Consider the following 23316-nt stretch of genomic DNA (forward strand, 5'->3'; position numbering starts at 1 on the left):
ACGATCAAGCGAAAAATCCTGAGCCACAGGGTAACTGGGATTGATCACCAATCCCCGACCGTCGCCTGTATCACCGCCAGTGCCGCCACCGCAGCCGTATCGGCGCGCAAGATGCGCGGACCGAGCGGGATGGCGGTTACGAAAGGCAGCGCCCTCAGCATCCGTCGTTCCTCGTCGGAAAACCCGCCTTCAGGCCCGACCAGCAGCCCGAATTTCTTCTCCCGCACCGCTTGCAGCGCGGGCAGAGGATTGTTGGTCGAGGCGTCCTCGTCGCAGAAGATCAACCGCCGCTCCTTGTCCCAGCCGGTCAGCAGGCGTTCGAACTTTTCCGCTTCGCGCACGTCCGGCACCGCCAGGATGCCGCATTGTTCGGCAGCCTCGACGACATTGGCGCGCAGGCGCTCGATGCCGGGCTTTGCCACTTGCGTGTGCTGGGTGATGACCGGCTGCAGGACGCCGGCGCCCATCTCGACCGCCTTCTGCACCAGATAATCGACCCGTCCCTGTTTCAATGGCGCAAAGCAATAGACGAGATCGGGCAGCGGCGGCTGCGGCCGCTGCAAGGTAAGCACCTTCAGGCGTACCGCCTTCTTGGATCTGGCGGCGATTGCCGCCGACCATTCGCCGTCACGGCCGTTGAACAACAGGATTTCGGCGCCCTCGCCGAGCCGCAGCACATGCATCAGGTAGTGGCCCTGCTGCGGGCTCGCCTCGAACTCGATATCCGGTCCGAGGTCGTCCGGCACGAACAGCCGCTGCATCTTGTAATTGGCGCGCATCGCCGAGGAATGGGCGAGCCGGCTCTTGGCGTCAAGTCTCGGCCGAGGGATGCCAGACCGGTTCGTAGCCTTGCCTCAGCACCGAAACGGTGGTTGCCGGCGTGAGCAGGCGAATTGGACGGCCTGCAAAACCGCCGAACCCCACCGGTTCGCCATAGCCGGCGAACGACCAGCGCAATACCTCGCCGCCCCGTATCGCATAGGCGCTGCCGCCGTTCGCGACCATGGCGCCGTCCGGCAACCCGGCAAGTTCTTCTGCGGCTACGACGGGTGCCCGCCCACCTGCGGCGAGCCGCTCCTTATGCAGCCGCTTGTCGACCTGCGGTGCGCGTGGCTCAGCAATGGCGAAGGCTACGCCGAAGCGCTGGACGAAATCCCTCGCCCGCGCACGCCGGCAGAAGAAGCAGGGCCGATGCCCGGCAGAGAGCGCGGTCACCTCGTCCAGGAAGAACAATTCGGTCCAGCCGGGTTTTCCCCCTGGCCTGTTGCGGCCCATCGGCTCGCGCCGCACATCGCGGAATTCGCAGACGCAGATGATCCAGGCATGCAGCGCCCAGCGCTTTTTCAGCAGTGTCTTCGTTTCGGGGTCATGGATGATGCCGCGGTTGCCCATGAACAGGCCGCGCTCCGGCACGGCATGGAGGACGCCGAACGGGTCTACGCGGTTCTGCAGTGGCATAGCTTTCTCCCCGAATACGCATCTTGGCTGCAATGATGACGGCATGGTATCGCTCGTCGCATCATTTTCATGTCAGCAGGTTTTTCAATGCGGGTGCTGGTGGTCCAGAATTTCGACAATGAGGGCCTTGGCCAGATCGGCGCAGCTCTTGTCGAGGCGGGTGCCGACATCGATCTGCGCCGGCCCTATTGTGGCGAGACGCTGCCGCAGGACAGCGATGCGCACGACGCCATGGTCGTGCTCGGCGGCGCCCAGAATGCGTTGGACGACGAGATTTGCCCGTATTTTCCGGGCTTGCTCGACCTGACGCGCGATTTCGCCGACAAGGATCGCGCCGTTCTCGGTATATGCCTTGGCAGCCAACTGGTCGCGCGCGCCTTCGGCGGCGAGAACCGGATCGGCGGCGCCTCGGAATTCGGCTGGCACAAGGTCTCGCTGACGCCGGCCGCCAAAGCCGATCCGGTGCTCGGCGCGCTGCCCGAAAAATTCCCCATCTTCGAATGGCACGACGACACCTTTGTGCTGCCTGAAAATGCCGTGCGGCTCGCCGGCAACGATGTCGCCGAGAACCAGGCGTTTCGCATCGGTCGCGCCGTCTATGGCTTTCAGTTCCATTTCGAGGCGGATCGGCCGATGGTCCGCGACTGGAGCAGGTCCTTCGCCCCGCTCATAGCCGAACGGCACCCTGACTGGAGTGACCGGCTCGACGACGAAATGGCCCGCAACGGACCGGATGCCGATGCCGTCGGGCTGGCCATCGCCCGCGCCTGGGTGGCGACGATCTGACGGCTTGTCAGGCCGACGTTGCATATTTGGCACGCTGGCAAGAATCCGCTGTGGACAGCTTGTTTCGTCCTTGGCTTGTGGCCGCCCGCCACCCTAGAAGGCACGCGCTCTGCATCTTCCGTGCAACCGCGATGAACCCTTTGTGTCACTCGCGCGACACATCGCCGATACAGAACATCCCTAGAAGCGCGAAATCGTACTTTCCGTTTCAACCCATTGGTAACCCGCCTCGTGCACAGATGCAGAAAGCTCAACAAGAGATGACGTCCGTGAAAGCAGCGCTTCTGTCCTTTGCCATGTTGTCGGCCATCGTGTTGTGCGGCCTCGGCACCTATGCCGGCGACGCAGCCGCCAACCACAACGCCGTCGACGGCTACGGCGTCACCGCCGCGCTTCGCTAGCGCTTGTTACCCAGAAGCCTGCCTTTGGAGTTGATCCGAGGATGCTCAGCGGTTTTGGGATAACGACATCAACAAGCAAGGACTTGAAGCGCGACCCGCCTTTAAGCCCTTTCACCTGACACCACCAGGATACGCTTGTCCGCGCCGTCCACGACGAGCGCGGTGAGGTTTCCCGTCTGGTAGGCGAGCGTGTCGATATTGACGCGGTTGATCATCACCTCGGCCTCCGGCACCGGTGTGTGGCCATGCACCACGATCTTCGGATGGAGGCCTGGATGGTTGTGGAAGATATCGCGGATCCAGATCAGGTCCTGCGTAGTCTGACTTTCCAGCGCAATGCCTGGCCGGATGCCGGCATGGCAGAAGAAGAAGTCGCCGAACGTCAGTGAAAACGGCAGCGACTGCAAGAAGTCGACATGGCTTTTCGGCACAGCCTCGACAAGTGCTGCATGGCCTTGCCGCAGTGCCGCCTCGGACCTGCCAAACCACGCGCCGCCGCCTTCATTGATCGCCACCCCGTAGGATTGCGCGGTCTGGATGCCGCCATAGCGCATGAAAAGCCCGTCCGCATCGGGGGCATCGAGGAAGTCGAGGAAGCCGATGTCGTGGTTGCCGGCGAGCATCAGGTGGCGCGGGTCGCGTTTTCGCGCTTCGATCAGGAAATCAAGGACCCCCTTGGAGTCCGGGCCGCGGTCGACATAGTCGCCGAGATAGATGACACGCCAGTCGGCTGGTCGCGCCTGGATGATCTCGGCCGCAATCCGGCGGTACATGGCGACCAGCAGATCGAGCCGGCCATGCACGTCGCCGACCGCATAAAGGCGCATGCCTTCCGGTCCGCGCGCGTCGAGAAAGTGGATGCCGGGGGCGGTCAATGCTTCCATCTCCGTGATCATGCCGTCACGGGAGTCTAACGCCGAAGCTGATCCTTGCCCATGTCGGTTACCAGACGCTTTCCGCACAGCGCCAGCGTTATGTCCATCTCCTTGCGGATAATTTCCAAGGCTTTTGTAACCCCATCCTTGCCGAGCGCGCCCAGGCCGTAAAGGAAAGGCCGGCCGATATAGGTGCCCTTGGCGCCGAGGCACAGCGCTTTCAGCACATCCTGGCCCGAGCGGATGCCGCCATCCATGTGGACCTCGATCGTGTCGCCGACCGCGTCGGCGATCTCTTCGAGCACTCCGATCGATGACGACGCACCGTCGAGCTGGCGTCCGCCATGATTGGAGACGATGATCGCGTCGGCGCCCGTCTTGGCTGCCATCAGCGCGTCTTCCTTGTCGAGGATGCCCTTCAGGATCAGCTTGCCGCCCCAGCGTTCCTTGATCCAGGCAACGTCCTTCCACGACAGATGCGGGTCGAACTGCTCCGTCGTCCATGACGACAGCGAGGTGAGGTCGCCGACGCCCTTGGCGTGGCCGACGATGTTGCGGAAGGTCCGGCGCTTGGTGCCCGCCATGCCAATGCACCAGCCCGGCCTGGTCGCCATCTGCCAGATGTGTTTCGGCGTGAAGCGCGGCGGCGCCGAAAGCCCGTTGCGGATATCCTTGTGGCGCTGGCCGAGGATCTGCAGGTCGAGCGTCAGCACCAGTGCCGAGCATTTCGCAGCCTTCGCCCTGTCGATGAGATCGAGGACGAAATCCTTGTCGCGCAGCACATAGAGCTGGAACCAGAACGGCTTCTTGGTCACGGATGCGACATCCTCGATCGAGCAGATGCTCATCGTCGACAGCGTGAACGGCACTCCGAATTCCTCGGCCGCCTGCGCCGCCAGCATCTCGCCGTCGGGGTGCTGCATGCCGGTCATGCCGGTCGGCGCCAGCGCCACCGGCATCGCCACCTTCTCGCCGATCATGGTCGATTCCAGCGAGCGGTTGCTCATGTCGACCAGCACGCGCTGGCGGAATTTGATCTTTTGGAAATCCTCCTCGTTGGCCCGGTAGGTGCTTTCGGTCCATCCACCTGAATCGGCATAGTCGAAGAACATCTTCGGCACGCGGCGGCGCGCCAGGTCCTTGAGATCGGCGATGGTGAGGATCATGCTCATGGGCTTCCCGCTGGTTCTCGCTAATTCGTCGTTGTTGATTTTGTCTGCCCGGCGCTCACGTGCGTTTCCTTGCCGGCTCGCCGTCGCCGGCTTCGGAGCGCTGCATGAGCCTCAGCCGCGACACGCGCTGCCAGTCGCCGCTGCGCTCCGCCTCGGCCATGGCGCGTTCGACATGGGTGATGTGGTCCATCGCCGCCTGCCGTGCGGCCGCCGGATCGCCGGCCTTCACCGCTGCGTAGATCGCCCGGTGCTGCGAAAGCAGCGCCTCGCGCGCGCCCGGCACGTTGAACACCAAGAGCCGGTTCTGGAACACGCCCTCCGACAGCAGCCGGTAGCACGAGCGCAGCGTGTGCAGGAGGATGATGTTGTGCGCGCATTCGCAGATCGCGTGGTGGAACTCGACGTCGATTTCCGCCTCGTCGTCGAAGTTGCCGGTCCGGTGCGCCTCGTCCATGCGCGCCATGATGCGGTCGAGCAGCGCCAGGTCGTCGGCTGTGGCGCGCCGCGCCGCATACTCGGCCGCCACCGCCTCGATCTCGCGACGGTATTCCAGATAGTCGGTCGCCGCCTTGCGGTGCATGGAGATCAGGTCCGTCACCGGCTTGGTGAACAATTGGCCGATGACGTCGGCGACATGTGTGCCGCCGCCGGGCCGCGTCGTCAGCAAACCGCGTCCTTCCAGCGCCTTCAGCGCGTCGCGCAGGATCGGCCGCGACACCTCGAACTGGCGTGCCAGCTCGCGTTCGCCCGGCAGCCTGTCGCCGGTGCGCAGAACGCCTTCGAGGATCAGGCTCTCGATCTGCTGCACCACCTCGTCGGCGGTGCGGGAATGCTCGATCCTGGAGAAAATTTCGCTCAACGGGGATGCCTGGGGATTGAAGCGGTGTCGCAAGATAAAGCCAGCGTCGCCAACTGGTCAAATTATTTATCCAATTTTCCCGACCGAGTCGGTTTCGCTGCTGTCGCCGCATATCGCGTTCGGCTAACTTGTTGTTTGCGTCCCTTGGCAATTGGCTCTAGAGGGACGACGATTGCGCAAGCCCGGGGGACTAGCCGTGGCAGATGACCCGTCCAAGCTCGAATTTCAGCCCCGCGTCAAGGGCAGCGTCATGGGCTTTCCGGCGCATGAGGGACGGCCTGGCGCGCTTGGCGAGGTTCACGCCCGTCCGCATCCGCTGGTCGAGAAACCGCGCGTGCTGGTGCAGCTTTCCTTCATGACCGAAGCCGGATCCGGCGTCGACCAGGCGGTGCTTTCCGAACTGTCGCGACGCCTCGGCATCGCCGCGCCCGACCCCCACGCCCGCCACCACGCGATGAAGTGGGGCAAGGGCTCGCTGCGCTGGGAACGGCACACGGAATTCTCGACCTATCTGTGGGAAGGGCCGCTGGCCGCGAGCGGCCAGCGCCAGGAAGATTCGCCTTTCGGCAACGGGTTTTCGCCGCCGGGAACGGTGATATCCGGCATCAGGCTCGAAATACGCAAATGGACGCAGGCGAGCGAAAAGCTGATCGCCGGCTTCGACCCGACCAGCCTGTGCTATTCGCTGGTCGAGCGCGGCAACGCCGCTATCGTCACCGATTTCCGCCAGGACGGCGACGGCATGACCCGCATGCTGGTGCTCGACCGCGGCCTGACGCCGGCACGCACCGGCGCGCTGGCGCAACGGCTGATCGATATCGAAACCTACCGCACGCTGGCCATGCTTGGCCTGCCGCTGGCGCTGACCTTGTCCGGTCGCGCCCGCCGCATCGAAGACAGGCTGGCTCAGACCACGCTGGAAATGAAGGTCGCCGAGACCCGCGACAGCCAGACGCTGCTTGCCGACCTGACCGAGCTGGCCGCCGAGCTGGAGGCCGACGCCGCCTCCAGCCTCTACCGCTTCGGCGCCAGCCGCGCCTATGACGGCATCGTCCGCGAGCGCCTGGAGGCGCTGGAGGAGGAGGCGGTGCCCGGTTACGACACCTGGGGCGGGTTCCTGCAGCGTCGCGTCGCCCCCGCCATGCGCACCTGCCGTTCGGTCGAGGAGCGTCAGGCCAATCTGTCGACGAAGCTCACCCGCGCCACCACGCTGCTGCGCACCTGGGTCGACGTCGAGGTCGAGAAGCAGAACCGCGGTCTGCTGGCGTCGATGAACAACCGCGCCCGTCTGCAATTGCGCCTGCAGCAGACGGTGGAAGGTCTCTCGGTCGCTGCTGTCTCCTATTATGTCGTCGGCCTCATCGGCTACGTCGCCAAGGGCGTTTCGATCTTCGGCCATGTCTTTGCGCCGGAGGTCGTCACTGCCGCCTCGGTGCCGCTTGCCATCTTGCTCGTCTGGTGGGGCGTGCGCCGTGTCCGCCGCATGCACTCAGAACCGGCGAAGCATCCAGGCGAGTAGGCAGGCAATCTCCCCCCTTGAGGGGGAGATGTCGCCGAAGGCGACAGAGGGGGTCGTCTCGCATGGAGCGCCAACGCTCTACCGACAAGAAATGACGTTGGCACTTTACGCGCCTGGACCCCCTCTGACCGCTTCGCGGCCATCTCCCCCTCAAGGGGGGAGAAAGCCAGCGGCAGATTGCCGCCGCAGAAGCCGGTCCCGGCGTCGGCTTCCGATTTCGGCCAAGCAGGATTTGCAACACGCACCCGCCACTGGTAAAAGATTTTTACCAGTCAATCGAAGGAGGCTGTTGATGTCCGGCCTGCTGATGCCGAAGCCAGACGACGCCACGATGCGCCGGCGCGACGAGATCGTCGCCGATATGCGCATCATCGTGCCGGGCGAAGGCGTCGTCGACGCCGCCAATTCAATGCGCGCCTTCGAAAGCGACGGCCTCACCGCCTATCGGCAATTGCCGCTGGTCGTGGTGCTGCCCGAAACGGTGGCGCAGGTTTCGCGCGTGCTGAAATATTGCAACGACCGCAACATCCGCGTTGTGCCGCGCGGCTCCGGCACGTCGCTGTCCGGCGGGGCGCTGCCGCTCGAAGACGCGGTGCTGCTAGTCATGAGCCGGTTCAACCGCATTCTCGAGATCGATTTTCCCAACCGCATCGTCGTCGCCCAGCCGGGCGTCACCAATCTCGGCATCACCACCGCCGTCGAGCAGGAGGGTTTTTACTACGCCCCCGATCCATCCTCCCAGATCGCCTGCTCGATCGGCGGCAATGTCGCGGAAAATTCCGGTGGCGTGCATTGCCTGAAATATGGCCTTACCGCCAACAATGTGCTCGGTATCGAGATGGTGTTGATGAATGGCGAGGTGGTGCGGCTCGGCGGCAAGCATCTCGACGCGGAAGGCTACGACCTGCTCGGGGTCATGACCGGTTCCGAAGGGCTGCTGGGTGTCGTCACCGAGGTCACCGTGCGCATCCTGAAGAAGCCGGAGACGGCGCGCGCGCTTTTGATCGGCTTCCCGACCAGCGAGCAGGGCGGCCAATGCGTCGCCGACATCATTGGCGCCGGCATCATCCCGGGCGGCATGGAGATGATGGACCGCCCGGCGATTCACGCAGCCGAGGATTTCGTCCATGCCGGCTATCCCTTGGATGTCGAGGCGCTGCTGATCGTCGAGCTCGACGGGCCGGGCGTCGAGGTCGATCATTTGATCGGCCTTGTCGAAGCCATCGCCTACAGGAACGGCTCGACCACCTGCCGCATTTCGCAGTCGGAGCAGGAGCGGCTGAGCTTCTGGGCCGGCCGCAAGGCAGCCTTCCCGGCGGTCGGCCGCATCTCACCCGACTATTACTGCATGGACGGCACCATCCCGCGCAAGGAACTGCCGCGCGTGCTCGCCGGCATGCGCGAGCTCTCCGAGAAATACGGGCTCGGCGTCGCCAATGTCTTCCATGCCGGCGACGGCAACCTGCATCCGCTCATCCTCTATGACGCCAACATGCCGGGCGAGCTCGACAAGGCGGAAAGCTTCGGCGCCGACATCCTGCGGCTCTGCGTCAAGGTCGGCGGCGTGCTGACCGGCGAGCACGGGGTAGGGGTGGAGAAGCGCGACCTGATGCCGGAAATGTTCAACCAGATCGACCTCGACCAGCAGATGCGGGTCAAATGCGCTTTCGATCCCAACCATCTGCTCAATCCGGGCAAGGTGTTTCCGCAGCTGCGCCGCTGCGCCGAGCTCGGACGCATGCACGTGCATCGCGGGCAAATGGCGTTTCCGGACATTCCGAGGTTTTGATGGCAACGTCTCAAAATGACGGTTCCTCGCCCCCGCGAAGCGGGGGAGAGGTGGCTCGGGCGAAGCCCGAGACGGAGAGGGGGCCTGCGGCCGACGTGCCAAGCCGACGCTCACCTGAAAGGATCGCGCGTGCCCGCGCGCTTCGCCATGGCAACAATCCGGCGGAAGCAACCCTCTGGAACGAGCTGAAGGCCAAGAAGCTGGGCGGATACAAATTCGTGCGTCAGATGCCGATCGGGCCATATTTCGCCGACTTCGCCTGCCGAAGCGAAAAGCTGGTCGTTGAACTGGACGGAAGTCAGCATGCCGGGAGTTCCTACGATAGGCGACGCGACGAATTCATGCGTGGCGAAGGGTTCTCGGTCGTGCGGTTCTGGAATGTCGACGTACTCAAGGGCCGGACGAGCGTTTGCGAGACTATCCTTGCGGTGCTGGAAGGGCGATTGGCCGAAGACGTGATCGCCTCGGACCTGAGGTTCGTTTTTGCGGCCAAGAAGGTTGGGGGTGGCGCTCTATGATTGCCCCCTCTCCGTCTCGGGCTTCGCCCGAGCCACCTCTCCCCCGCTTCGCGGGGGCGAGGAACCAGAGATCGCCATGACCATCTTCACCCCTTCGACCGCAACCGAAACCCTCTCCACCGTCGCCTGGGCTGCGGCAGAAGAATCGCCGCTCGAAATCCTCGGCCATGGCTCCAAGCGCGGCATCGGCCGTCCGCTGCAGACCGAGCACACGCTCGACCTGTCGAAACTGTCCGGCGTCACGCTTTACGAGCCGGCCGAACTGGTGCTGTCGGCGAAGGCCGGCACGCCGCTCGCCGAGATCGAAAAATTGCTTGCCGAAAACGGCCAGCAGCTGGCCTTCGAGCCGCTGGACTATGGCCCGCTGCTCGGCGGCGAAAAGGGAAAAGGCACGATCGGCGGCGTGCTGGCCTCGAACCTGTCCGGCCCGCGCCGGCTGAAGGCGGGGGCGGCGCGCGACCACATCCTCGGCATAGCAGCCGTCTCTGGTCGCGGCGAGGCGTTCAAGTCCGGTGGCCGCGTGGTCAAGAACGTCACCGGCTATGACCTGTCCAAACTCATGGCCAACAGTTGGGGCACGCTGGCTGTATTCACCGACGTCACCTTCAAGGTGCTGCCAGCCGCCGAGACCGAAGTCACGCTCACTCTGCGCGGCCTGCTCGACGATCACGCCGCAGCCGCCATGGCGCTGGCGCTCGGCTCCAGTGCCGAAGTGTCGAGCGCTGCCCATCTTCCCGAACGCGTTGCCGGACGGGTCGCCGGTGGCAGTCTCGGCAGCGCTGCCGCTACATTGCTGCGCGTCGAGGGTTTCGGTCCGTCGGTCGCCTACCGCATTACTGCGCTGAAAGATCTGCTCAGGAATGCCGGCCCGCTCGAGGAAATTTCGGGCGATATCTCGCATTCTGTCTGGCGCGATATCAGAGATTGTGCGCCTTTCGTCGACGGCCTGGCAAAGCCGGTATGGCGCGTCTCGATGGCGCCGGCGCAAGGCCACCAGATGGTGTTGGCGCTGCGCATGCAGGCGGCGGTCGATGCCTTCTATGACTGGCAGGGCGGATTGATCTGGCTGCGCATGGAGCATGGCGATCCCGAAGCCGATCTTCTGCGCGGACTGGTGAGACAGCATGGCGGCGGCCATGCGACGCTGGTGCGCGCCGCCCCGTCGCATCGCGCCGCTTTGCCGGTGTTCGAGCCGCAGGCGCCGCAACTGGCGGCGTTGGCGGCGCGGCTCAAAGCCGAGTTCGATCCTAAGAATATCCTCAATCCCGGCCGTATGGCGTCGGCTGCAAGCTCTGTTACTCTCGGCCCGGCAACCGAGGGAGGAGCATCATGAGCGACATCAATCCAGGCCCGACCGACTCAAGCAAACCCGCGCCGCGCCAGACCGACCGCTGGCTGGAGCCCGGTCCGACCAACGCACTGATCATTTACATTCTGTATCTCGCCGGCCTGGTGATCGGCGTCACCGGCCTTGTCGGCATCGTTCTTGCCTATATCAACCGCGGCAAATCGGGCGGCTTCGTCGAGAGCCACTACACATTCCTGATCCGCACCTTCTGGATCGGCCTGCTCTACGCGCTGATCTCGGTTGTGCTGATGATGGTGGCGATAGGCGTCGTGCTGATGTTCGCCGTCGCCGTCTGGTTCATCGCCCGCTGCATTCTCGGCCTGCAGGCGCTGCAGCGCGGCGAGCCGGTCAAAAACCCGGAAAGCTGGTTCCTCGGACTTTAGAGCATGATCCCGAAAAGTGGGAACCGGTTTTCGGAAAAGATCATGCTCAAACGGTAAGGACTCTTTGCGTGCAGACCAATTTTTCGCTTGCCCAGCTTGCCGATCCGCATGTCGCGGAATCGGAAAAGATCCTGCGCAAATGCGTGCATTGCGGCTTCTGCACAGCCACCTGCCCGACCTACGTGACGCTTGGCAACGAGCTGGATTCGCCGCGCGGGCGGATCTACCTGATCAAGGACATGCTGGAGAACAGTCGCCCCGCCGACAAGGAGATCGTCACCCATATCGACCGCTGCCTGTCCTGCCTCGCCTGCATGACCACCTGTCCGTCGGGCGTCAATTACATGCATCTGGTCGATCATGCCCGCGCCCATATCGAAGAGACCTACAAGCGCCCGCTGCTCGATCGCCTGACACGCGCCATGCTGGCTTTTGTCCTGCCTTATCCCAAGCGCTTTCGCGCTGCGCTCAAGCTGGCGAAGCTCGGCCAGCCATTCGCCGGACTGTTCGAAAAGATCCCGGCGCTGAAGCCGCTGGGCGCGATGCTCAAGCTCGCTCCGGCATCAGTCCCGGCGGCCTCGCCAATGGCTTCGCCGGGCATCCATGCCGGGCAGGGCACGAGAAAAATAGGCCGCGTCGCCATACTCACCGGCTGCGCGCAATCCGTGCTCGATCCCGCCATCAACGACACGACGATCGCGCTGCTGACGCGGCTGGGCGTCGAGGTCGTGGTCCCCGAGGGCGAGGGCTGCTGCGGCGCGCTGGTGCATCACATGGGCCGCGAGGAGGCAGCGCTTGCCTCGGCCAGGCAGAATGTCGACGCCTGGACGCGAGCCATCGACCAAGGCGGCCTTGACGCCATCGTCATTACCGCGTCCGGCTGCGGCACCACGATCAAGGATTATGGTTTCATGCTGCGCCTCGATCCGGCCTATGCCGACAAGGCGGCGCGGGTATCGGAGTTGGCCAGGGACATCACCGAATATCTGGCGAGCCTCGACCTGCCGGAACCCGTTCGCAAGCCGGGCACCATCGTCGCCTATCACTCCGCGTGCTCGATGCAGCATGGCCAAAAAATCACCCGCCAGCCGAAGGAGCTTCTGGCCAAAGCCGGCTTCGTCGTGCGCGAGCCGCGCGAGGGCCATCTCTGCTGCGGCTCGGCCGGCACCTACAACATCCTGCAGTCCGAGATTTCGGTTCAACTGCGTGACCGCAAGGTCAGGAATATCGAGGCAACGGGTGCTGAAATCGTCGCCACCGGCAACATCGGCTGCATCACCCAGATCGCTTCGGCGGCGAAGATGCCGGTGGTGCACACGATAAAACTGCTCGACTGGGCCTATGGCGGACCGCAGCCGGAGGGCGTTACGGACAGCAGGGCAGTCGTGGCAGCGGAATGACGTGGTTCAGGCTGCTTTCTACTCAGCAGCGAGCTTGTCCACCACACCGTAGGTCGCCTGGTAGCGTGCGCGCTGGCGGCTGAGCGCCACCATCGTATTGCGCAAAAGAATCGCCACGGTGATCGGACCGACGCCGCCCGGCACCGGTGTGATCCAGGACGCCACCTCCTTGACGCTCTCGGTATCGACGTCGCCGACGATGCGGCTCTCCCCGTCGGGTCCCGTCTCGGCATTGATGCCGATGTCGATGACGGCCGCCCCGGGCTTGACCATGTCGGCCTTGATCAGCCGCGGCTTGCCGACCGCGACGAACAGCGCGTCGGCGCGGCGGGCATGCGCTGCCACCGAGCGCGTCATGTGGTGGCAGACCGTCACTGTCGCGCCCTCGCTCATCAGCAGGAAGGCGATCGGCTTGCCGACGATCTCGGAGTGGCCAACGATGACGACCTCGAGCCCCTTGAGATCGAGACCGGTTTCCTTAAGCAGCTCGACCGAAGCGGCGGCCGTGCACGGCGCGAGGTCGAGCTGGTTGTAGACGATGTTGCCGATCGAAGCTGGATGCATGCCCTCGACGTCCTTGAGCGGATGCACCGCCGCCTGCAGCGTCTTGATCGGGATATGCGCCGGCACCGGCCGCTGGATGATGATGCCGGTGACGCGCGGATCGGCATTAAGGCCGTGGATCGCCGCTTCCAGTTCGCCGGCGGTGATGTCGGCGGGAAAGCGCCTTTCCTCGAAACCGATACCGGCCAATGCTGCCTTGGCGCGCTGGTTCCGGACATAGACATCCACCGCAGCTGTGTCGCCGACGGTGATCGATATCAGTTTGGGCGGAAAGCCTTCGGCGGTGGCGATCGCTGCATCCACGCGCACCGAGGCGATGATGCGTTGGGCGACCGGGCCGCCCCTGAGATAGCGGTTGTCATCGGACAGGGACATGCGTGAACCTTCTGTCTGAAAGTGTTGCTGCCGACATAGCAAAACTCTTGGGATAATGGCAGCTCGAAAGCGAACCGCTATGACTGTCGCGCGACGTACCGGCGCGAAGATATGCCCGCCAAGGGATGTCAGCAGAAACAAAAAGGGCAGCACGGCTTGCCGCGCTGCCCTTTCGTGACTGGCCGCATCCCCACACGGCCCGTCCCCCGTTGTTCTTTCGTCCGGCCTCAAAAAGCCAAAGCTAATGTCTTTCTAGCCGAGATGATTCGTGACCGCAACTATATCACCACAACCGTTGTGCCAACATTGACCCGTTCATAGAGGTCGACAACATCTTCGTTGCGCATGCGAATGCAGCCCGACGACACGGCGCCGCCGATCGTCCATGGCTGGTTTGTGCCGTGGATGCGGTAGAGTGTCGAGCCAAGATAAAGCGCGCGTGCGCCGAGCGGGTTCTCGCTGCCACCGGCGACATAGGTCGGCAGATAACGGCCCTTGGCGGCCTCGCGCGTGATCATCTCCGCCGGCGGCCGCCATTCGGGCCAGACCTTCTTCTGCGAGATCTTGTGCTTGCCGGCCCATTCGAAGCCCGGCTTGCCGGTGCCGACGCCATAGCGCCGTGCCTTGCCGTTGTTCTCGACCAGATAGAGAAAATTCTCTGTCGTATCGATGACGATCGTGCCCGGTTTGTGCGGACCGTCATAGGCGACTTCCTGCGGCAGGTAGATCGGGTCGATCTGCGGGCGCGCGACCATGCGCTTCTTGGACGGCGCCTGCACCGCGGCCGTATGCAGCTGAGCCGGTTGCGCCTGCCGTTGAGAACGGCGCTGCGGCTTTTGCATCTCTTGCCGGTTTTGGCGGACGATGCCCGGCGCGCGGCCAAGCTGCAGCACCCAAGGCGCCGAAAGGTCGGGGCTCACCATCACCGGCGGCCTGTCGGCATAACGGTCATTGGCGCTGGAGGATGTAGCGGTAGCGGCCAGCGCGGCTGCGGCGCCGAGCAGCGGAAACAAAAATGTCTTCATTGGAACGCACCTTGATCGTCGAACATCCAGGGGCGCAAAAGCGTCCCCGATTTCGTGGACATTGGGCGCGGAGCGGCAACCGAAACGTGAATCGGAATGCGTAAAATGCTCCATTGTCAGTAAACCTTTCGGTGTGGTTACTGGCCGGTTCAGGAATCTGGTAAAGCCGGAGTAAAAGGCGCGCTAAGGCGCATTAACGAATGGAATTCCGCCATGGATGAGAAGACAGGCCTGCTCGCCGGCCCCGATGGTATCGCGCGCTGCTTCTGGCACGGCAATCTGCCGGATTATCTGCACTACCACGACCATGAATGGGGCCGGCCGGTCACCGATGACCGCAGACTGTTCGAAAAGATCTGCCTCGAAGGCTTTCAGTCGGGTCTGTCCTGGCTGACCATATTGCGCAAGCGCGAGAATTTCCGCGAGGCGTTCGCCGGCTTCGATATCGACAAGATCGCCGCCTTCACCGACGAGGATGTCGAGCGCCTGCTCGGCAATGCCGGCATCATCCGCCACCGCAGCAAGATCGTCTCCACCATCAACAACGCCACGCGCGCGCGTGAAATGGCGGACGAGGCCGGCTCGCTGGCCGCCTGGTTCTGGAAGTTCGAACCCGGCCCGGACGAACGGCCCGGAATCGTCGATCTCGCCCATCTGCGCGCCAATCCGTCCACGGCGGTTTCTGTGCGGATTTCGAAGGAGCTGAAGAAACGCGGCTGGAGCTTTGTCGGCCCGACCACCGTCTACGCCTTCATGCAGGCCATGGGGCTGGTCAACGACCACCTTGAAGGCTGCGTCTGCCGCGAGCAGGTCGAGGCGGAACGGAATGCGTTCAAGCGGCCGAAGTGAGCTCCTTCTTTCCTTCTCCCCTTGTGGGAGAAGGTGGATCGGCGCGCAGCGCCGAGACGGAAGAGGGGTGTTGGACGGAGTGCTGTCGCAGCCAAGCTGGAACACCCCTCATCCGACCGAGCTTCGCTCGGCCACCTTCTCCCACAGGGGGAGAAGGAAAGGGGCGCTCAAAAACTCAAGCGCCGCTGGCGCCGGCCAGGAAAAGTCCGGCGACAATGGCCGCAAGCGTGGCAAAAGCCGGATAGATCACTAGCAGGCTGGTCACCAGCGCATCACGCATGGTCGGTCCCTTGCGCTCGTCCGCCGCGACCTCGAATGGTCCCGCCGTTTGGCCTGCCGGTCTCGGCGCATGGCCGTCGGCCGGCCGCAAACGAGCGGGCAGCTCGCGGGCGCCACTGTCGATGATATCGAATTGCCGTGCCGTGGTCATGGCCCGAACCCCTTGTTTCGGCGCGCTTTATCGGCTGCGATTGTGTCGGCACGATGCCGCGCTTATGGCGGAATTGTTTCGTTTTGGGTCCGGTTTGTTTCAGGAAACGTGCAAACGCTTGCCGCTCCCGGCTGCATCGGTTAGGACACCCGCGCTGTGGAGTTCAGGAGTTTTGCCGATCCACGGAGCGCCACGAAACACCGAGTACCCATGCCATGGCCGACAAATCGGAAAAGACGAAAGCGCGGCTGCCGCGCGGCTTTGCCGACCGCAGCGCCGACGACATCCGCGCCGTCGAAAAGATGATGGCGACGATCCGTGGCGTCTACGAGCTTTACGGCTTCGAGCCCGTCGAGCAGCCGCTGATCGAATACACCGATGCGCTGGGCAAATTCCTGCCTGATCAGGACCGGCCGAACGAAGGCGTGTTCTCGTTCCAGGACGATGACGACCAGTGGCTGTCGCTGCGCTACGACCTGACCGCGCCGACGGCGCGTTTCGTCGCCGAGAATTATGACAGGCTGCCGAAGCCGTATCGCAGCTATCGCTCCGGCTGGGTGTTCCGCAACGAAAAGCCCGGTCCCGGCCGCTTCCGCCAGTTCATGCAGTTCGACGCCGACACGGTCGGCACGCCGGGCGTCGCGGCCGATGCCGAAATGGCGATGATGATGGCCGACGTGATGGAAGCGCTCGGCATCAAGCGCGGCGACTACGTCATCAGGGTCAACAACCGCAAGGTGCTGGACGGCGTGCTGGAGGCGATCGGCCTTGGTGGCGACGAGAACATCGGACGCCGGCTGACCGTGCTGCGGGCGATCGACAAGCTGGATAAATTGGGTGTCGAAGGCGTGCGCCTACTGCTTGGCACCGGACGCAAGGACGAGAGCGGTGATTTCACCAAGGGCGCCGGGCTGGACAACGTTCAAGCTGAGGCCGTTCTTTACGCTACGGCGAAGCCTCAGCTAGGTGATTTAGGGCACCCGGATTCCACGGTGAAAGCCAGCCAGTCCTTCAACGAAGGCGTTGCCGAACTATCAATCATTGAAGACTTGGTAAGGGCAGCTGGATATGGCGAAGACCGCATAATTATGGATCGTTCCGTCGTCCGCGGCCTAGAATACTACACCGGCCCGGTCTACGAGGCCGAGCTTCTGGCTGAAATCCCCAATGAGGATGGCCAGATCGTGCGCTTCGGCTCGGTCGGCGGCGGCGGTCGCTATGACGGTCTCGTCTCGCGCTTTCGTGGCGAACCGGTGCCGGCGACCGGCTTTTCCATCGGCGTCTCCAGGCTGATGACCGCGCTGAAGAACCTCGGCAAGCTCGACACCTCTGATGTCGTCGCTCCGGTCGTCGTGCTCACCATGGACAAGGACACCGAAAGCCTCGGCCGCTACCAGAAGATGGTCGCCGAGCTGCGTGCCGCCGGCATCCGTTCCGAAATGTATCTCGGCGGCGCCGGCATGAAGGCGCAGCTCAAATATGCCGACCGCCGTGGCAGCCCCGTCGCCATCATCCAGGGCGGCGACGAGCGCGCCAAGGGCGAGGTGCAGATCAAGGATTTGATCGAAGGCGCACGCATGTCGGCCGAGATATCAGACAACGCCGAATGGCGCGCAGCGCGGCCAGCGCAGGTGACGGTGGCGGAAAGCGAGCTGGTTGCCGAGGTGAGGAAGATACTGGCGGCGCAGGCCGAGGAGCGGGCGCGTGGCAAGTAGGGCGCCGCTCCCTTCTCCCCTTGTGAGAGAAGGTGGCCGAGCGAAGCTCGGTCGGATGAGGGGTGTTCCAGGGAACGCCGACGCCTCATTTCTTCCAGCACCCCTCATCCGTCTTGGCGCTGCGCGCCAATCCACCTTCTCCCACAGGGGGAGAAGGCAAGGTGGCGTCTCGTGACCTCCCGCTACCCCGCCATCGCATCAGACATCACCAATCTCTTCGCCGCGCGCAACACCCATGCGGTGGAAGTCGCGGTGCTGCAGCCGGCCGACCCGTTCCTCGACATGGCGGGAGAGGATCTGCGCCGCCGCATTTTTCTCACCGAAAGCGAAACCGGCCAGACGCTTTGCCTGCGGCCCGAATTCACCATTCCGGTCTGCCTCGACCACATTGCCAGCCAGGCCGGCACGCCGCGCCGCTACTCCTATCTCGGCGAGGTGTTTCGCCAGCGCCGCGAGGGCGGCAATGAGTTTTTCCAGGCCGGCATCGAGGATCTCGGCGATCGTGATATGCCGCAAGCCGATGCCCGCTCGCTGGCCGATGCACATGCGCTGCTTTCCCTGGTGCTGCCGGGTCAAGTTCTGGCGGTCACGCTCGGCGACCAGACCATATTCGAAGCGGTGCTGGCAGCCCTCGGCCTGCCGCGTGGCTGGCGCATGCGGCTGGCCCGCGCCTTCGGCTCGGCGGCGATGCTGGAGGCAGCGCTTGCCGACCTCGCCAACCCGCCGCGCAACGGCCAGCTCGCCGGTGCGGTCGCTGCCCTTGTGCTCGATGGCGATCTGGAAGGGCTTTCGACGCACATCGCCGGCGGCATGGAGCAGGCCGGGCTGTCGGCGTCGGCCGGGCGCTCGCCATCCGACATTGCGCGGCGCTTGATCGAGAAGGCCGAGTTGCGCAGCGTGCGGCTGTCGAACGAGGCGTTTTCGGCGCTGAAGACTTTTTTGGCGATCGACGTGCCGCTCGACGGCGCAGCAAAAGCGCTCGAAACCTTCGCGGCCGGTTCTGGTCTCTCGCTGGGAGCGGCGCTGGACAGTTTCGCGGCCCGCGCCAAGGCGATCGAAGCGCATGGCCTGCCAGTCAAAAAAATCCGCTACGATGCCGCCTTCGGCCGCCCGCTCGACTACTACACCGGTCTGGTGTTCGAGATCGCGGCGGAAGACGGCGACCGGCCGCTGGCCGGCGGCGGCCGCTATGACCGGCTGCTGACACTGCTCGGCGCGAAAACGCCGATCCCCGGCGTCGGCTTTTCCGTCTGGCTCGACCGCATCGAAGCGTTGCGGGAGCCGGCGCAATGATCACGCTGGCGATCCCGTCGAAAGGTCGGCTGAAGGAGCAGGCGCTGGAGATGCTGGCTCAGGCCGGGCTCGCCGTCAGCCTGCCCGGTGACGAGCGCAAATACCGCGCCCGTATCGAAGGCGAGGAAGCCGTCGAGGTGGCGTTCCTGTCGGCGTCCGAAATCGCAGGCGAGATCGGCCAGGGCTCGGTCGATCTTGGCATCACCGGCGAGGATTTGTTGCGCGAAAGCCTCGCCGACTGGGAGGCGCGCGCCGAAATCGTCGCCCGCCTCGGCTTCGGCAACGCCGATGTCGTGGTGGCGGTGCCCGACATCTGGCTCGACGTCGACAGCATGGCCGATCTCGACGACGTCGCCGCCGATTTTCGCCAGCGCCATGGCCGGCGACTCAGGATCGCCACCAAATACTGGCGGCTGACCCAGCAGTTCTTTTCGCAAAAGCACGGCATCCAGGTCTATCGCATCGTCGAGAGCCTGGGCGCCACCGAAGGCGCGCCGGCGGCGGGATTGGCCGATATCGTCGTCGACATCACCACATCAGGCTCGACGCTGCGCGCCAACCATCTGAAGGTGCTGGCCGACGGCGTCATCCTGCGCTCGCAGGCCTGCCTTGTTTCATCGAGGAAGACGCGTGCGGCTGCGGATGAAGCAGTGTTGCGCGACATCGCTGCGAAGATGGCTTCGGTGGCGTAAATCTCTTCCCCTTGTGGGGAGCTGCGGCAGAGGGGTGGGAAGGATCGTCCTGGGGCAGAGCATATTTGTTCTTGCTTTGTGCCGGCACTTATGCTACCAAACCCCGCATGGTGCTGATCTGCGCCGCCACCCGCCATCGAGGCGGGTTTTTTGTTTCCGGAGCTATCCTCACCGGACTCCGCACCAACTTGGCGGCGCGACCTGACTTCGAAGCTCCGGCCATACCATCGACGGGATTTCCACCACCCCGGCAGGCTGATAGACTCGGTCGCCTGCGGAGGAGACGGCGATGCCGATCAATCTCGACGAGTTGAAGAATGCCACCAATCTGCGCAGCCGCCACCCGCGCAATGGCGCCTCGTTTGTCGCGCCGGTAGACGGCAGGGCGCATGTGTCGGGCGAGCGCACCGTGCCGCTGCTGCAGCAGACGATCCCGGCGTTGCTTTCCGACACCGTCAGCAAATACGGCACGCTCGATGCCGCCGTCTTCGTCGAGCAGGACAAGCGCTTCACCTGGAGCGAGCTTTCAGACACGGTGGACGCGCTGGCCGCCGGCTTCCTGGCGCTCGGCCTGGCAAAAGGCGACAGGGTCGGCATCTGGTCACCCAACCGCTGGGAATGGCTGGTGACGCAGTTCGCCACCGCGCGCATCGGCCTTATCCTGGTCAACATCAACCCAGCCTATCGGCTGGTCGAGCTGGACTATGCGCTGAACAAGGTCGGCTGCAAGGCGCTGGTCACATCAGCCGAATTCAAGAGCTCCGACTATCTCGGCATGATCGAGACACTGGCGCCGGAGATCGCGACAGCGACACCGGGCAAGCTCGACGCGAAGAAACTGCCGGCGCTAAAGATCGTTATCTGCATGGGCGAGGAGAATTCGCCCGGCATGTTCAATTTCGCCGATGTGCTGGCGATGGCCGGGCGCGACGAGCATGACAGCCTCGACCGGATCTCCGAGGGGCTGAAGCCCGGCGACGCCATCAACATCCAGTTCACCTCGGGCACGACAGGCGCGCCCAAGGGCGCGACGCTGACCCACAACAACATCGTCAACAACGGCAATTTCGTCACCTCGGCGATCAGGCTGACCGCCGACGACCGGCTGTGCATCCCGGTGCCGCTCTATCACTGCTTCGGCATGTCGATGGGCACGGTCGGCTGCGTCACCAAGGGCGCCACCATGGTTTTCCCAGGCGAGGGGTTCGATGCCGGCGCCACACTGAAGGCTGTGGCGGGTGAGCGCTGCACCGGCCTCTACGGCGTGCCGACCATGTTCGTCGGCATGCTCGACCATCCGGATTTCGGATCGTTTGATCTCACCAGCCTGCGCACTGGTATCATGGCCGGCTCGCCGTGCCCGATCGAGGTGATGAAGAAGGTGGTGTCGATGATGCACATGGCGGAGGTAACCATCGCCTATGGCATGACCGAGACCAGCCCGGTCTCGTTCCAGAGCAGCGTCGACGACCCTCTGGAAAGGCGCGTCTCGACGGTCGGGCGCGTCCACCCCCATGTCGAGGTCAAGGCCATCGATGCCGACGGCGCCACCGTTGCAGTCGGCGCGCCGGGCGAGCTCTGCACGCGCGGCTATTCCGTGATGAAGGGCTATTGGGACGACGACGAAAAGACCCGCGAGGCGATCGACGCCGATGGCTGGATGCACACAGGCGACCTCGCCACCATCGATGCCGAGGGCTATTGCAACATCGTCGGCCGGGTCAAGGACATGGTCATCCGCGGCGGCGAGAACGTCTATCCGCGAGAGGTCGAGGAATTCCTCTATCGCCATCCCAAGGTCAGGGAAGTGCAGGTGTTCGGAATTCCCGACCCGAAATATGGCGAGGAGCTTTGCGCCTGGATCGTGCTCAAGCCCGGCCAGATCGCCACCGAGCAGGAGATCAAGGCCTTCTGTACGGACCAGATCGCCCACTACAAGATCCCGCGCCACATCCGCTTCCGCACCGAATTGCCGATGACGGTGACCGGCAAGCCGCAGAAATTTCTCATGCGAAATGCGATGGTCGAGGAGCTCGGGCTGGTGGCGGCGAAGACGGCTTGAGGGGGGCAGGAGCGCGCCCTCGCAACCTACTTCAGAATCGCAGCGAGTTCGATCAAGTTATTTGCCATGTATTCCCAACCACCGAGCGGCTCGATGGCGGCAGCCTTCGACGGGTCGTGCGCATTTGAGCGAATGACATATGCCGTCTTCAATCCGCATCGACGCGCGGCGTCCAGATCGTAGTCGTGGGCGGCAACCAGCATCGCCCTGTTCGGCTCCACGCCCAGCAGCTCGCAGGCACGAAGATACACCTGTGGCATCGGCTTATAGGTCTCGGAGACATCAGCGCCCAGGATCGTATCCCATGGCAGCCCGGCATGTTTTGCCATGTCCACCAGAAGTCGGGTGTTCCCATCGGACAGCGGTGCGACGATGAAGCGTTCCTTCAATCTGGAGAGGCCTTCCACCGAATCCGGCCACGGCTTGAGGCGGTGCCAGGCCAGATTGAGGTCTTCCAGTTCGGCGCTCGGAAAAGCCGATGGCGTCAGCCCAAACCCCTTCAGGCACGCTTCCAGGTTCTCCATATTGAGCAGATCGAGCGGGACAAAGGGCCGCTGACCACACCGGACGGCTTCAACCGATGGGTCATAGCGTCCAACCCAAGCATCGGCAAAAGCACCGGCGTCGATATGCAGGGCGTCATGGCGCTTAAGAAACGAACTCGCCTCCGCCGCTATGCTGCCGCGCCAATCGACAACGGTTCCCAAGACGTCGAAGAACAATACCTCAACTTTCGTCACTTTTAGCTCTCCATGCTCGTCGGTCTGGTGGTCCGTCAGTCGCGGTAAGAGGGATCGATCTTGTTGCCGCTTGAAATAGTCGAAATGCGTGAAAGCCTGATCGTTGTAAAGCAGCCAGCCGTCCGCTGTTTTCAGCGCCAGATCGTCGGACATGACCCAGATCGCCGGACATGACATTGAGCGGTTGCCAGTCGGTCGGCCTCCCAGTACTGATTCGATCTATCGGCCGCTGCGAATACCTTGAGTGCGTCGGAAACATCGGCGGCGACGGCGAGGCCCTCGCCACCCTTGCTTTCGATTTCCGCTGTCAACTGGCTGAGCGCGTTGTGGCGGGCGAGCAGAGGCGCCGGTGACCACCGCTGTCATTCCGCTTTCAATCCGACGGCGCCAGGTCGGCGTTGGCAAAGTCTAAACCGCCGGTCCTTCGAGTCCGCTTCTCTCATGCGATTTCCACAGGAACCAGCCAAGGACGGAACCGAAGAAGAATGTGTGGGCAATGAACTGCACGACCGGGCTTGCTTGCAGGAACCAGGGGAATGCGGTCGGCGCGATCACATAGAAATTGACGAGCCACAAGGCGAGGCCAAAGACGCTGCCGAGACCAATGAATGCGGCTGACCCCCGCAGCATTGCGGCAATCTCCCCGAACACGATCCCATAGACGATAGCCAGGATCATATGGACGATCACGCCAGCGATGCTGGCCGTCAGAAGCGAATAGCCGGGATCGAGAGCTTCCGGTCCAAGCGCGATGGCGCCGATCATGCGCAGGGGCATGAAAAACGCTTCCGCCCCCATCATGAACGCACTTGCCGTCATTTCGAACGCCGCAAAGACGAGGCCGGCGACAATGCCCGCAACGGCCCCCTGCTGGAGTCCCCATCGGATGTCGCGCGGCGTCACTGGTGTGTGGATGTAATCACGGTAAGCCATGATACTGCTCCCTTCTGGAACGCAGACTCCTCCATAAAACCAATGCGGGATGCGCGTCGGCGGTTCCGGGCGTTCGGTGCAATTCACGGGGATTTGATTAAGTTGGGTTCTCAGGCCGAGCGGACTCGAG

23 protein-coding genes are annotated in these 23316 nt (G+C 63.7%); 13 read left to right on the plus strand and 10 right to left on the minus strand.

Translation table 11 applies throughout. The features are described from left to right. Window positions 1-44: 44 nt before the first annotated feature. Together EOC94_RS06380 and EOC94_RS06385 are read right to left on the minus strand one after the other, a co-directional pair. Window positions 45-779: a 16S rRNA (uracil(1498)-N(3))-methyltransferase gene (locus tag EOC94_RS06380; protein ID WP_126103632.1), complete on the minus strand. Its 735-nt coding sequence runs from the start codon at window positions 777-779 to the stop codon at window positions 45-47. Between the two features lie 31 nt (window positions 780-810). Next, window positions 811-1458 carry a hypothetical protein gene (locus EOC94_RS06385; RefSeq protein WP_127289248.1) on the minus strand — a complete coding sequence of 216 codons (648 nt, stop codon included), beginning with the start codon at window positions 1456-1458 and terminating at the stop codon, window positions 811-813. 87 nt (window positions 1459-1545) lie between these two features. Here EOC94_RS06385 and EOC94_RS06390 point away from each other — a divergent pair, with 87 nt between their 5' ends. Together EOC94_RS06390 and EOC94_RS35050 are read left to right on the plus strand one after the other, a co-directional pair. Next, on the plus strand, window positions 1546-2244 hold the full coding sequence (locus EOC94_RS06390) for a type 1 glutamine amidotransferase (RefSeq protein WP_127289791.1): 699 nt from the start codon (window positions 1546-1548) through the stop codon (window positions 2242-2244). 269 nt (window positions 2245-2513) lie between these two features. Then, a complete protein-coding gene (locus EOC94_RS35050; protein WP_281032964.1) occupies window positions 2514-2645 on the plus strand; it encodes a hypothetical protein in 132 nt (43 codons plus the stop codon). Between the two features lie 101 nt (window positions 2646-2746). On the opposite strand, the gene EOC94_RS06400 is transcribed toward EOC94_RS35050, so the two are convergent. The 3 genes from EOC94_RS06400 to EOC94_RS06410 are packed head-to-tail and all read right to left on the minus strand — an operon-like array spanning window position 2747 to window position 5551. Then, complete coding sequence (locus tag EOC94_RS06400) at window positions 2747-3520, minus strand: metallophosphoesterase (protein WP_127289793.1); 774 nt, start codon at window positions 3518-3520, stop codon at window positions 2747-2749. A 35-nt stretch (window positions 3521-3555) separates the two neighbouring features. Beyond that, window positions 3556-4692: an alpha-hydroxy acid oxidase gene (locus EOC94_RS06405; protein ID WP_095483569.1), complete on the minus strand. Its 1137-nt coding sequence runs from the start codon at window positions 4690-4692 to the stop codon at window positions 3556-3558. Between the two features lie 55 nt (window positions 4693-4747). Beyond that, window positions 4748-5551 (minus strand): FCD domain-containing protein, encoded by an 804-nt coding sequence (locus tag EOC94_RS06410; protein WP_127289252.1) that lies wholly within the window; start codon window positions 5549-5551, stop codon window positions 4748-4750. Between the two features lie 196 nt (window positions 5552-5747). Between EOC94_RS06410 and EOC94_RS06415 the strand changes: the two genes are divergently transcribed. The 6 genes from EOC94_RS06415 to glcF all read left to right on the plus strand — a co-directional run bounded on the left by EOC94_RS06415 (window position 5748) and on the right by glcF (window position 12508). Next, complete coding sequence (locus tag EOC94_RS06415) at window positions 5748-7070, plus strand: DUF3422 family protein (protein ID WP_127289254.1); 1323 nt, start codon at window positions 5748-5750, stop codon at window positions 7068-7070. A 292-nt stretch (window positions 7071-7362) separates the two neighbouring features. After that, window positions 7363-8859, plus strand: a complete 1497-nt coding sequence (locus EOC94_RS06420; RefSeq protein WP_126103628.1) for an FAD-linked oxidase C-terminal domain-containing protein — start codon at window positions 7363-7365, stop codon at window positions 8857-8859. 50 nt (window positions 8860-8909) lie between these two features. Then, window positions 8910-9377: a DUF559 domain-containing protein gene (locus EOC94_RS06425; protein WP_127206720.1), complete on the plus strand. Its 468-nt coding sequence runs from the start codon at window positions 8910-8912 to the stop codon at window positions 9375-9377. A 76-nt stretch (window positions 9378-9453) separates the two neighbouring features. Further along, window positions 9454-10710, plus strand: a complete 1257-nt coding sequence (locus EOC94_RS06430) for an FAD-binding protein (protein ID WP_127289256.1) — start codon at window positions 9454-9456, stop codon at window positions 10708-10710. Continuing rightward, window positions 10707-11108 (plus strand): DUF4870 domain-containing protein, encoded by a 402-nt coding sequence (locus EOC94_RS06435; RefSeq protein ID WP_127289258.1) that lies wholly within the window; start codon window positions 10707-10709, stop codon window positions 11106-11108. Before EOC94_RS06430 ends, EOC94_RS06435 begins: the two co-directional genes overlap by 4 nt. Before the next feature lie 68 nt (window positions 11109-11176). Then, the gene (gene glcF / locus EOC94_RS06440; RefSeq protein WP_127289260.1) at window positions 11177-12508 is read left to right on the plus strand and encodes a glycolate oxidase subunit GlcF; all 1332 of its coding nucleotides are present in this window, start codon (window positions 11177-11179) and stop codon (window positions 12506-12508) included. An 18-nt stretch (window positions 12509-12526) separates the two neighbouring features. On the opposite strand, the gene EOC94_RS06445 is transcribed toward glcF, so the two are convergent. Together EOC94_RS06445 and EOC94_RS06450 are read right to left on the minus strand one after the other, a co-directional pair. Continuing rightward, window positions 12527-13447 (minus strand): bifunctional 5,10-methylenetetrahydrofolate dehydrogenase/5,10-methenyltetrahydrofolate cyclohydrolase, encoded by a 921-nt coding sequence (locus EOC94_RS06445; protein ID WP_127289262.1) that lies wholly within the window; start codon window positions 13445-13447, stop codon window positions 12527-12529. A 278-nt stretch (window positions 13448-13725) separates the two neighbouring features. Continuing rightward, window positions 13726-14472 (minus strand): L,D-transpeptidase, encoded by a 747-nt coding sequence (locus EOC94_RS06450; RefSeq protein WP_127289264.1) that lies wholly within the window; start codon window positions 14470-14472, stop codon window positions 13726-13728. Between the two features lie 213 nt (window positions 14473-14685). On the opposite strand from EOC94_RS06450, the gene EOC94_RS06455 reads away from it, so the two are divergent. Then, complete coding sequence (locus tag EOC94_RS06455; protein ID WP_127289266.1) at window positions 14686-15321, plus strand: DNA-3-methyladenine glycosylase I; 636 nt, start codon at window positions 14686-14688, stop codon at window positions 15319-15321. 175 nt (window positions 15322-15496) lie between these two features. Here the strand turns inward: EOC94_RS06455 and EOC94_RS06460 are convergent, their stop codons facing one another. Beyond that, entirely contained in the window at window positions 15497-15751 is a 255-nt protein-coding gene (locus EOC94_RS06460; protein ID WP_095483579.1) for a hypothetical protein, read from the minus strand. A 215-nt stretch (window positions 15752-15966) separates the two neighbouring features. Between EOC94_RS06460 and hisS the strand changes: the two genes are divergently transcribed. From hisS to EOC94_RS06480, 4 genes are all read left to right on the plus strand, one after another. Further along, the gene (hisS, locus tag EOC94_RS06465; protein WP_095483580.1) at window positions 15967-17466 is read left to right on the plus strand and encodes a histidine--tRNA ligase; all 1500 of its coding nucleotides are present in this window, start codon (window positions 15967-15969) and stop codon (window positions 17464-17466) included. 171 nt (window positions 17467-17637) lie between these two features. After that, window positions 17638-18759, plus strand: a complete 1122-nt coding sequence (locus EOC94_RS06470; protein ID WP_127289268.1) for an ATP phosphoribosyltransferase regulatory subunit — start codon at window positions 17638-17640, stop codon at window positions 18757-18759. Beyond that, window positions 18756-19451: an ATP phosphoribosyltransferase gene (gene hisG / locus EOC94_RS06475; RefSeq protein WP_127289270.1), complete on the plus strand. Its 696-nt coding sequence runs from the start codon at window positions 18756-18758 to the stop codon at window positions 19449-19451. Before EOC94_RS06470 ends, hisG begins: the two co-directional genes overlap by 4 nt. Window positions 19452-19740: 289 nt before the next feature. Further along, on the plus strand, window positions 19741-21513 hold the full coding sequence (locus tag EOC94_RS06480; protein ID WP_127289272.1) for an AMP-binding protein: 1773 nt from the start codon (window positions 19741-19743) through the stop codon (window positions 21511-21513). A 26-nt stretch (window positions 21514-21539) separates the two neighbouring features. On the opposite strand, the gene EOC94_RS06485 is transcribed toward EOC94_RS06480, so the two are convergent. Further along, window positions 21540-22406, minus strand: a complete 867-nt coding sequence (locus EOC94_RS06485; protein ID WP_127289274.1) for a haloacid dehalogenase type II — start codon at window positions 22404-22406, stop codon at window positions 21540-21542. A 255-nt stretch (window positions 22407-22661) separates the two neighbouring features. Then, complete coding sequence (locus EOC94_RS06490) at window positions 22662-23186, minus strand: hypothetical protein (protein WP_127289276.1); 525 nt, start codon at window positions 23184-23186, stop codon at window positions 22662-22664. Window positions 23187-23316 lie beyond the last annotated feature (130 nt).

It is taken from the genome of Mesorhizobium sp. M6A.T.Ce.TU.016.01.1.1, assembly GCF_003997065.1.
In the GTDB taxonomy this organism is placed as follows: Bacteria; Pseudomonadota; Alphaproteobacteria; order Rhizobiales; family Rhizobiaceae; genus Mesorhizobium; species Mesorhizobium mediterraneum.

Excerpts from the sequence above, each read along its gene's own strand:
- EOC94_RS06380 (WP_126103632.1), bottom strand. The coding sequence starts at position 779 with ATGCGCGCCAATTACAAGATGCAGCGGCTGTTCGTGCCGGACGACCTC.
- EOC94_RS06385 (WP_127289248.1), bottom strand. The coding sequence starts at position 1,458 with ATGCCACTGCAGAACCGCGTAGACCCGTTCGGCGTCCTCCATGCCGTG.
- EOC94_RS06390 (WP_127289791.1), top strand. The coding sequence starts at position 1,546 with ATGCGGGTGCTGGTGGTCCAGAATTTCGACAATGAGGGCCTTGGCCAG.
- EOC94_RS06405 (WP_095483569.1), bottom strand. The coding sequence starts at position 4,692 with ATGAGCATGATCCTCACCATCGCCGATCTCAAGGACCTGGCGCGCCGC.
- EOC94_RS06420 (WP_126103628.1), top strand. The coding sequence starts at position 7,363 with ATGTCCGGCCTGCTGATGCCGAAGCCAGACGACGCCACGATGCGCCGG.
- EOC94_RS06430 (WP_127289256.1), top strand. The coding sequence starts at position 9,454 with ATGACCATCTTCACCCCTTCGACCGCAACCGAAACCCTCTCCACCGTC.
- EOC94_RS06435 (WP_127289258.1), top strand. The coding sequence starts at position 10,707 with ATGAGCGACATCAATCCAGGCCCGACCGACTCAAGCAAACCCGCGCCG.
- EOC94_RS06445 (WP_127289262.1), bottom strand. The coding sequence starts at position 13,447 with ATGTCCCTGTCCGATGACAACCGCTATCTCAGGGGCGGCCCGGTCGCC.
- EOC94_RS06450 (WP_127289264.1), bottom strand. The coding sequence starts at position 14,472 with ATGAAGACATTTTTGTTTCCGCTGCTCGGCGCCGCAGCCGCGCTGGCC.
- EOC94_RS06455 (WP_127289266.1), top strand. The coding sequence starts at position 14,686 with ATGGATGAGAAGACAGGCCTGCTCGCCGGCCCCGATGGTATCGCGCGC.
- EOC94_RS06460 (WP_095483579.1), bottom strand. The coding sequence starts at position 15,751 with ATGACCACGGCACGGCAATTCGATATCATCGACAGTGGCGCCCGCGAG.
- hisS (WP_095483580.1), top strand. The coding sequence starts at position 15,967 with ATGGCCGACAAATCGGAAAAGACGAAAGCGCGGCTGCCGCGCGGCTTT.
- hisG (WP_127289270.1), top strand. The coding sequence starts at position 18,756 with ATGATCACGCTGGCGATCCCGTCGAAAGGTCGGCTGAAGGAGCAGGCG.
- EOC94_RS06480 (WP_127289272.1), top strand. The coding sequence starts at position 19,741 with ATGCCGATCAATCTCGACGAGTTGAAGAATGCCACCAATCTGCGCAGC.
- EOC94_RS06485 (WP_127289274.1), bottom strand. The coding sequence starts at position 22,406 with ATGTCCGACGATCTGGCGCTGAAAACAGCGGACGGCTGGCTGCTTTAC.
- EOC94_RS06490 (WP_127289276.1), bottom strand. The coding sequence starts at position 23,186 with ATGGCTTACCGTGATTACATCCACACACCAGTGACGCCGCGCGACATC.